The organism is Candidatus Zixiibacteriota bacterium, assembly GCA_021159005.1.
Classification (GTDB): Bacteria; Zixibacteria; MSB-5A5; order UBA10806; family 4484-95; genus JAGGSN01.
Window position 1 is genome coordinate 1 of record JAGGSN010000069.1, and the last position, 10,298, is coordinate 10,298.

4 protein-coding genes and 2 pseudogenes are annotated in these 10,298 nt (G+C 40.8%); 3 read left to right on the forward strand and 3 right to left on the reverse strand.

Annotated features, from left to right (window positions below; genetic code table 11):
- Nucleotides 1-83: 83 nt before the first annotated feature.
- Nucleotides 84-774: pseudogene (locus J7K40_04180) on the forward strand (transposase family protein).
- 401 nt (nt 775-1,175) lie between these two features.
- On the opposite strand, the gene J7K40_04185 reads toward J7K40_04180, so the two are convergent.
- From J7K40_04185 to J7K40_04195, 3 genes are all read right to left on the reverse strand, one after another.
- Nucleotides 1,176-4,814, reverse strand: a complete 3,639-nt coding sequence (locus J7K40_04185) for a right-handed parallel beta-helix repeat-containing protein (GenBank protein ID MCD6161597.1) — start codon at nt 4,812-4,814, stop codon at nt 1,176-1,178.
- A 12-nt stretch (nt 4,815-4,826) separates the two neighbouring features.
- A complete protein-coding gene (locus tag J7K40_04190) occupies nt 4,827-6,620 on the reverse strand; it encodes a T9SS type A sorting domain-containing protein (GenBank protein ID MCD6161598.1) in 1,794 nt (597 codons plus the stop codon).
- 511 nt (nt 6,621-7,131) lie between these two features.
- Complete coding sequence (locus tag J7K40_04195; protein ID MCD6161599.1) at nt 7,132-7,713, reverse strand: hypothetical protein; 582 nt, start codon at nt 7,711-7,713, stop codon at nt 7,132-7,134.
- 224 nt (nt 7,714-7,937) lie between these two features.
- On the opposite strand from J7K40_04195, the gene J7K40_04200 reads away from it, so the two are divergent.
- On the forward strand, nt 7,938-8,963 hold the full coding sequence (locus J7K40_04200) for an SBBP repeat-containing protein (protein MCD6161600.1): 1,026 nt from the start codon (nt 7,938-7,940) through the stop codon (nt 8,961-8,963).
- A 63-nt stretch (nt 8,964-9,026) separates the two neighbouring features.
- A pseudogene (locus tag J7K40_04205) lies at nt 9,027-10,199 on the forward strand (IS3 family transposase).
- Nucleotides 10,200-10,298: the final 99 nt, after the last annotated feature.

Below are 10,298 nucleotides of genomic sequence, written 5' to 3' on the forward strand. Positions count from 1 at the left end.
GCCCCCCGTCATCAACCCTATTCAAAAAAAATTCAAATGATTTTCAAATCATCATCCTTAAGTGAACAGTATTGCTCTTAGACTGGGAAAAGCAAGCTATCATTGAATATGCGAAGAAACATCTGTCTGACGGCTACCGGCGTCTAACCTTTATGATGCTTGATGATGATGTAGTTGCGGTATCTCCATCAAGCGTATATCGGGTTCTTTCCGATGCTGACCTCATGCGCCGCTGGAACCAAAAGCCCTCACAGAAAGGAACCGGTTTTAACCAGCCAGCTAACCCGCACGAACATTGGCACGTAGATATTTCTTATATCAATATAACCGGCACATTTTATTATCTCTGCAGTTTGCTTGACGGCTACAGTCGTTCGATAGTCCATTGGGATATCCGTGAGTCAATGAAGGAGGTCGATATTGAAATAATCATGGAGCGGGCCAAGGAGCTGTATCCCAAAGCTAAGCCGAGAATCATCTCGGATAACGGTCCGCAGTTTATCGCCAAAGATTTCAAGGAGTTTATCAGGGTAAGCGGGATGACTCACGTCCGAACCTCACCCTATTACCCGCAAAGCAACGGCAAGATCGAACGTTGGCATAAGTCGCTTAAGAGTGAGTGTATCCGTCTTGGTACGCCGCTTACTTAGTCTTGATGATGCTCGTCATCTTATTGAAAGATATGTTGATTATTATAACAACGTTCGTCTGCATAGCGCGATAGGTTACGTAACTCCGAAAGATAAACTCAAGGGACGCGAGCAAGAAATCTTTGCCGACCGCGACCGCAAGCTTGAAAAGTCTAGAGAACAGCGGCAAACTCGTCGTCAGGCAGCTCGTTTAAAAATAGCTTGAAACCCTGTCCGCCGACAGGCGGGCTTGACAAGACGTTTATTTTGTTGTTACATTAGATCACCGGGTAAAACGGAGACAGGCACTGCTGGGGAGCAACCTGTCAAGGGATAGTTCGGTGAGGCTCATCGAGGCGATGGGATGGGCGTTGAGATATTGCTTTCAATGCCCACTCTTAAATGTTTCCATCGTTCGATAGACCTCTTATGCCTTAAAAAACCCTCGCCCAAAGGGCGATAAGAACGATGTGAGCACACTTATACGTGCTCACAAATAAAAAAAGGCTTTACTAAAATTCCCGCTGAACCAGGACAAAACCTCCTTTATCGAAGTAATAACATCTTCTTGGTATCTATAAATTCACCTGATTCAATCCTGTAGAAATATATGCCGGATGATACGGTTGTGCCTGATTTGTTTCTGCCATCCCAGATAACAGAATAATTTCCTGATGACTTATATTCATCCACAAGATTATTAACTTTTTGCCCGAGGATGTTATAAATTGAAATTGAAGTATATCCGGGATCAGCTAAACTAAATGAGATTGTAGTATTAGGATTGAAGGGATTAGGGTAGTTGTGGTTGAGTTGGTAGACATATGGAATTATTATTTCGCCAAGCTTGCCCTTACTTCCAGGAGCTGCAGTTAACCAGGGAGTATAATCAACCAAACCATAAATCTTACCTACAGGGGGAGGACCGCCACCAAAATAATTTCCTTCAGCTTTAATAGTATAGATTCCACTACCATTATAGATATAATATTTACTGCAGTTCCTGAATGTGTTATTACCCGAATCTTGATTATTAATACTATCACCTAAATCGGGATAACTTAATGCATATGTACGAACACCATAAACTAAATTAGGGCTATCAAAATCACAATATCTGACTATACCATCTGAACCGGTCCTCAAATATAATCCACACTCAAGAGAATCAAAATCGCACTGGTTAAATATGCAATCCGAAGCATAAGAGTAAATACCGTAGTTGTTACAGTCATAAATGCAGTTTTTTTCAACCTTCGTATTAGAATGGTCAAATTTGATACCACCTTGAGCATATTTCCTAATCACATTTCGGAAAAGCCTAACTTTGTTAATATTATCTACTCTTATTCCATAATGTGAACCCGATGGAGCTGATCCACTTGAGTATAAAGTGATATCACAATCTGTTATCTTGGTGGAATCATATGAGCCGGATGGATGACCATCTATATAAATAGCATAATCTTCACACCAGATAAAATCGCAATTATCAATCTCCGATTCGGCGCTGTCTGCATAAATACCATAATTCTCTATAGAATCGAAATCGCAATGTGATACTTCAAGCTCAGCCGATATAGTTCTTATTCCATAATTGCCGATATTAATAAAATTACAATATTCGATTTTGGCATCCGAAGAATTAGCATAAATTCCCCAAAGCCCGATGTCATCAAAACTGCATGAATCAACTTCAAGATAACCGCTATTTGAGCAGATACCACCAGTGCTATATCCTTTAAAATAGCAGTTAGTTGCCATAACAGAATCACCCGATTCATTATATATGCCGTTTGTAGCTGTGGTCGTATCTTCAAAAGAGCAATTTGCAGCATTAAGCCGTCCCGAATCAGTGATATGAATCCCATAGGTGTAGCTCGTTACTTTCGAATTTTGAATTACTACAGAGGCAGTATCATCAATAGTAATGCAGGTAGGAACTACTTGCTTAAAATCTGAATAATCCAGATTGCCAATAGCTGATGAACCAGAAAATAGAAGTCCTTTCCAAGATACAGTTGTGGTTTCAGCAGCAAAAGCAACTAAGCCAAGACTATCACCTGTATCGCAACCAGTGGTAAACAATCCGCCGTTGATAATTAGCGTGTCGTGTTGAGGGAAAGTTAAAATTGAAGGGCATTTATAACTAACTGTATCCGAACTGGATATTGTGAGAGTAGTATCGTAAGTAAATTCACCCTGACACACATCATAATCCATTACGGATGTCGGATTGCCTAAAGTTTGTATCTTAAACAACCGCCCCTCGCCAGCTTTGAGGATTGTGGTGAAGTATAACTTATCATCATATAAACATGTATAAGTAGTCTCTGAAACAGCAATCCATTCTGTAGAATCAGTACCAGGATATAAATGATTTATTGAATCTGCGATATCAATAACCAATAGCCGTTCTGCATTATTAAAATAGGAGCGATTAAGTTTTACTATAGCAGTTATTGAGCCAGCTTCAGTTGAATCATCCACACCTTGCGAACAGGCGCGGTTTACCAGCATAAAATATCTCATACCAGCATTATCGTAATACTCACCGACATGGAACCAGCCGGTATCTGGGCTGATTGAATCAGGATGATTGGGAACAGCTCGTATTGATTTTATAGTTTGACCAACGATAGTTTCGTTTGGCGAAACTGCATAAGTAGTATCCCAGACTAACGGCATATAGTATTCATCAATCGCCTTGATGTAGGGGTTGATATCGTCGCGGATAGCATACCACATTGTGGAATCGTCGTCGTCGTTTATAATACCATAACAATTTACAGAACTGTTATATTTCCAATAAAGAATACCCCTGGCGCCATGAGCTAAAATCATATATGTCTGACAAAGAAACTCGGAATGTGTTGGCTTACGATTTTCGATAGTGCCGCTGTTACTATAATAAGCCTGCGCTTCGAGCCATAAATCAGCATCGTTGTTATTAACTGTTTGATACATCAAGGTGTATTCTTCAGCCATACTGTTTAGCCTATTCTGTAAATATATAGCTGAGTCCAAACTGTTATATCCCGCATAAGTAGTTGAATCGATACCATTATCTAAAAAAGGATATGAGAAAGGAGACAAGACATCACTATCAACATAATCAAACCAGTATTGATATAATTCTTTTTTGCCTGGTAATATACTCATCCCTCCCCAATCAGGCATTTCACCACGGGTTCGAACCGTATCGAGAATCGCACCAATAACAGGGATGGTTGAAAAGCCACCCTCCGCGAAACACCAGCCCCATAAAGAGTCTACCCCAGTGTAATCCTCAACAAAATCTTCAATGTCCTGGCTATAAAAATCTGTCTCAACAAGTCTTTTGCCATCACGGTCATATATTTTAATCCAGTCGATGCTAACTTCCCGGTTACCAGTAGTTTTAATCATTGTCGTTAAGGCATAACTGATATCAACTTTAGTAGAAGTATCTGCGATATTATCAATATCGTAAAATCGCAGAGTATCTGCAAAGTGAAATTCCTTTTCAATTGTTGTCCAGGTATCCGATGCCGGGAAATCAGAATCTCGTAATTCCCACTTCGATAATGTATCAACTAGTCCGTAACCGTATAGATTGGGAAGTACCCATAGATTTGCTATCGTATCTGTTGTTCCATTGCGAACATCAATCTTAGCTCTGATTTCAATAAAATAATGCACTGTATCACTTGCAACTTCCGGATCTGCTTGCCAGCCATATCTGCTGTTAAGCTTCGGATAGCTATAAACATGGTTGTCGGGCCAGCAGGGCCAGTTATGACTATTCGGCCCAAAAAGGATATCCTCCGAATCGTTATACGAAACCCAGAATCTAGTATCTCCCTCTGATGCAGTGTCACCGCCGCAGTGATAAATTCTTATACTCGAATCTCCCTCCTCCACTTCGAATAAGGCATAATGAAATTGTGAAAGCGTATGCAACTTATTATTTCCATCACCTCGAATACTAACCGTAATACCTGCATCGGCAAATTTATTGAGAGTGGAAATAGTGGGATGATTTTGCACATAAAGATTAAACCCTAAGACATCATGCAAAATTTCTATTTGAGTAGTAGTTGTATCGTCCAAATAAAACGCCCCGAATGGCAATTCATCAGGCGAAACTGCCACTACATTAATAACCATTAATAATACTAATAATATCGTTTTGACTCTTATCATCGAAACCCTCCTCTATTTTAGTAATATCAATTTTCTTGGTCTGGTTAACTCCGCTTTTGTTACAAACATACGGTAGAAATATACACCGCTGGAAAGCGATTGGCCATTATCATCTCTACCATCCCAGATTACTTCATATTCTCCGGGGTACCTCCTTTCATTAACAAGCTGCCTCACTTGTCGCCCTAATATATCATATATGTAAAGCTCAACCTCTGCCGGCTGATAACCGACATTGGGTAGATAATATCTTATAATCGTGTTCTGATTGAAAGGATTAGGATAGTTTTGATGTAATACCGCCATACGAGGAATAATGGTATCATTAAAATCATCGAAACCTGTGAATATCACTCCTATCTGCTCAGAGTATTCAGATATATTATCCTGATTATCTATCGCTGAAATGCGGTAGTAATAGCTGTGATACACATCAAATTCGGTATCGATATAAACTGAGGTTTCCGGTTCGGCTATCATATTGAAAACTGATGGTTCGAATTCCGATATCGTATCGCGGTGAAGTTGATAACGATTGAAATCGCTTTCGGTATTATAATGCCAACAAATAATAATCGCATCATTTGATGCAGGTATTTCCGCTTGAAGGCTGTCAGGAACTCTTGGCGGTAAGTCCTGGTATTCATAAAATTCTCCATAAGGACCGCCATAGGCGCCTATATCCGATATCGAACCGTCGAGATCGAGAATGTCAGGATCGCCGGCATCAATTGCCTGCGAATAAGATTGAAGATAGAAACCTATCGTATCTGTCAGCATAGGATCGGTGAAAATATTGCCCTCTATGAACTCGCACTCTCCCCATATATCATATTCATTATTGAAAAGATTACAGTACCTGATATTAGCTGAAAAATAACGGCGATTAAGTATCCCCTTGTCGCAGTTGATTACGATATTGTTGTCGATAGTGCGAACCGAATCAAAGATCATTTCAGAACAGATACCGGCTATCGGCGATTCAGGGTTGTTTTCCGTAGCGCCATCAATGGTATTGTTGTAAAAATGAACCTTATCGTGGGAAAGCCCGTAATATGATGTAAACACATCGCTTAAATTGATTTTCTTGTAGAATAAATTGTTATATATAAACACCGAATCTGCAACATTTCTTGCAGTGAAAATTCTAGTTTGCCAATTCCCGGCATAGAAAACGTTGTTTCTGATATGAATCTGGCTGCTATCCGGCAAATGATCTTCAATTAAATTATCAAATTGATGTTCATTAATAAATGTATTATTTGAGAAAATAAGAGTATCTTTTACCGCAAAAGTTCTAAATGAACCTGTGTTATACTCAAAAATATTATTTGTTACAAAACCACCGCCAAAATTACCTGAAACCGCATCCGCATGACCGGTAAAATAGTTGTTTTTGATAACAACGTAACAATAATGAGCACAATGTACACCACCAGTTGCATGAATTTCCCAATCTGAAATAAAGGTAAATCCTTCTACCAGAATAGAATCTCCAGAAGTATTAACGGTAGCGTATACATAATTTTCCAATATAGTGTTGCCAATACCCATCCCCATTAGCGCTACGCAGGTATCTGAAATATCTACATTTTCATACCAAGTACCCTCGCCTACATATATCGTATCGCCACGGCTGGCGGCATCGGCGGCATCCTGTATCAGGTGGGCGCCGGTCTCCCAGCTGGTGTAGGGGGGCTCATCCGAGCCGTCATGGCTGGCGTAGTGGTAGTCGGCGTAGGCGGCAGTGGCTGTTATAAGCAATACGCTAATTAGCATAACCGCTTTGATATTTGTATTGAACATATAATTACTCCCGATTATAAATGGGCGATAAAACTACTTATTGTAAATATAGTCATTACTGCCTTTTTGTCAAGTAAATGCTGTTTTCACTTAAGCTAAGAAATTAACGCGTATCGGTAGTGGCTTAAGCAATACTAAAAGTCAGTATTTTCATTATAAACAGAACTTTTTTCATTAATCATTTATATGCTATATGACCCGCTTAAAGAATATTCTTTTAAAGCAATTGTATTGATACAAAATACATTAGGCTGAAAGCAGGATATTGTTTTGGCTATAGAAATTTTCTAAACCGTTCGGTTTTGAAATGCGATTAGATATATCACAGGTCGGGTTAAATGTACCACTTCGGATCGGGTTAAAACCAGCTAATCCGACCCCCGGGTGTCCAACATCAAGCCATCATTCCACCTCAACGACAATTACAATCACTATAATGGTATAAGAACATTGATAGCGGCTATCACAATCGCAGGGAAAGCTGTTACACTTCCCCCGATGAATGATCAGATTAGGCAACCACAACATCCCGACACTGAAAGAACTCATCATACTTTTGACCGATCGCAGTTAACCGATCTTTCACAACGCCGTATGAAAACAACATTACGCGTGAGATCTCTGTAGGATTATAGCCGACAACAAGCAAGTCAAGCAGTTCCCGGTCGATGCAGTTTAACTGTTTACGGAACTTCCCGAAGTCTATATTGAACAGGATATCGTTTTCACACGAGGGAACGCGGGTTTGATAAGCCAGAAAGCCATGATCGCCTTCAATAAAATCAGCATCCTCGTGTTCAAAATACAGCCGCTCAACCTTGCCGTCTAAATAAAGAGGTTTGTAATAGACATCGTTAGTTCGCTTTTTAGAGATGTTCCCGAAATGGGGACGAATGCCGTTATTCAGTTCGGTCGCGCGATACTTGATGAAATTGGTAAGCTCCCCGATTGAAAGCTGACGGTTCTTCCTGTTAAGGCAACTGTTATAATTAGCATAAGCCATACCCAGCGCGTCCTGCATCGAATCCTTATTACCGTTAAAAACCCGAGATGCCTGGCTTTGCAAAGCTGGTAGCATTTCAGTAAAAGTCATAATAATCTCCTGGTTAGAATGTTTGTTACATTCTTATTCCAGGAAAAATGTTGATATTTACTGACATTTATGTCACTGAAATTGTGTATAGCTATTAAGGAAATAGACAATAATGTCTTGCTTTTTGTTATGGATGTTATTAGCTTGATTTAAAGGACTTTAACTAGGGTAAGCATTTGAGCTTCTTGAAAATATAATAAATTTCAAACAAAGGGAGTTTTAATATGAGAAGAATAGTAATGATTGTAATTGTTGGTTTAGCATTGTTTGCAACAATTGCTAATGCGCAACTCACTCTTGATAAAGCATCACAAAAGCAAATGGTGATGACAAACATGGCATCAATGCCAATGACGTTTACAGAGAATCGCGGACAGTGGGATGAAAAGACTTTGTTCAAAGCTAATGCTGGCGGTGCTACATTCTGGTTTTGTTCAGATGAGATAGCCTATGTATTCACACGCGATACCGATGAGCTGCTTGAAGATGAAGAGCTTATGAGACCTGATATACCGGGTATGCCTGATAAATTCGATAAACCGCGCTACAAAAAGGAATCGCTTGTTATGCGGGCTCAGCTTATCGGTGCAAATCCTGATGCTCAGATTATCGGTGAAGACCGCCTCTCCCACAACTGCAATTATTTCTATGGCAACGAACCCTCAAAATGGCGTACTGATGTGCCAAATTATTCGACTATCACTTACAAAGATATTTATCCAGGCATTGATTTGAAATATCACGGCAACGGACAGGGGATAAAGTACGATTTCATAGTCAATCCCGGTGCGGATATTTCACAGATACAAGTTCGTTATGAAGGCGCGGATAATCTGTCCATTACACCCAACGGCGATCTTGAGGCATCAACCTCATTTGGTCCGGTTCACGAGAACATACCCTCTGTTTATCAGGAGGTAGGCAGCAGCAAAAGAGAAGTAATCGGCAGGTATGTTATTACGGCACCCGGCGTGTTTGGGTTTGAGGTAGATGATTATAACCCATCTTTAACTTTGGTCATCGACCCCGAACTTGTATACAGCACCTACCTCGGTGGGCGGGGCTTCTCTGACTATTGCCGTGGCATCGCCGTAGACGCCTCCGGGAACGCTTATGTGACGGGACATACTGGGTCGTCAGATTTCCCCACGCAAAACCCGTATGACGGTAATAATAATGGTTATTGTGATACTTTTGTGACGAAATTCTCCTCGGCCGGCAACTCCCTGATTTACAGCACCTACCTCTGATCTTCCCCCGATTTGACGGACACCCGGTTAAGGTGGTATAATACCATCGAAGGAGGAGTTCGGATGACGAAAAGAAAAAGAAAATATGACAAAGAATTTAAAATTGAGGCGGTGCGTTTGGCAACCAAAGGTGATCGCAGTACCGCAGAGATTGCCCGAGATCTGGGGATACATCCTAATCTGATTTATAACTGGAAGGAACGTTTGACAAAGGATAAAGATCAGGCTTTCTCGGGACAAGGACATTTGAAGCTGGAAGCTGAGGAGATGCGGCGGCTTAAACGTCAACTGGCTGATACTAAAGAAGAACGGGACATCTTAAAAAAAGCCTTGGCCATTTTCTCAAAGACACCCAAATGAAATATCGGTTTATTGAGAACTACCGTTCCGCATTTCGGGTGGAGAGGATGTGCCATGTTTTAGGGGTATCACGGAGCGGTTATTATGGCTGGCGAAAGCGTGGTCTCAGCAAAAGAGAGTTATCAAATCAAGCATTTTTGGAAAAGATTAAGAAGTTCCATGAAGATAGTCGCCAGACCCGCCTGCGACGGGCAGGCATACGGCAGTCCCCGGATTACGGTTGACCTGCGGGCTAGTGGCGAGACTTGCGGTCATAACCGTGTAGCCAGGGTGATGAAAATCAACGGCATAGCGGCTAAGACTAAACGGAAGTTTAAAGTTACAACCAACTCAAAACATAATCATCTCCGCCTTAGGCGGACGCCCAATTTGGTTAAACAAGAGTTTGTCGCGGCTAAACCTAACCAGCTTTGGACATCCGATATTACCTATCTTCCGACGATTGAGGGCTGGCTTTATCTGTCGGTAATTTTAGATGTTTTCAATCGCCGGATTGTCGGCTGGGCTATGAGTAAACGTCTAAAAAAAGAGCTTGTAATCACCGCTTTAAAACAGGCTTTGAATCATCGAACGCCGGCTCGGGATATGATTTTACACTCTGATCAAGGCAGCCAGTATGCCAGCGGAGACTTTCAAACATTACTGAATCGGAATGGCATCAGACCAAGTATGAGCGGCAGAGGTAACTGCTATGATAACGCTATAACCGAAACATTTTTCCATACCTTAAAAACTGTCCGCCTAAGGCGGATTAAGAATTATCAAACCAGAGAGGAGGCTAAATCAAGCGTCTTTGAGTATATAGAGGTGTTTTATAATCGACAGAGAAGACATTCAGCTTTAGGTTATAAATCGCCCGTTGACTTTGAAAATCAATTAAATTACATTACGAATGTGTCCGTTAAAACGGGGCAAGATCAATCTGTACACCTATGCTTCTTATAGCGTCGGTTGGCAGTTTTGAAGGGGTTATAC

Excerpts from the sequence above, each read along its gene's own strand:
- J7K40_04190 (MCD6161598.1), bottom strand. The coding sequence starts at position 6,620 with ATGTTCAATACAAATATCAAAGCGGTTATGCTAATTAGCGTATTGCTT.
- J7K40_04200 (MCD6161600.1), top strand. The coding sequence starts at position 7,938 with ATGAGAAGAATAGTAATGATTGTAATTGTTGGTTTAGCATTGTTTGCA.
- J7K40_04185 (MCD6161597.1), bottom strand. The coding sequence starts at position 4,814 with ATGATAAGAGTCAAAACGATATTATTAGTATTATTAATGGTTATTAAT.
- J7K40_04195 (MCD6161599.1), bottom strand. The coding sequence starts at position 7,713 with ATGACTTTTACTGAAATGCTACCAGCTTTGCAAAGCCAGGCATCTCGG.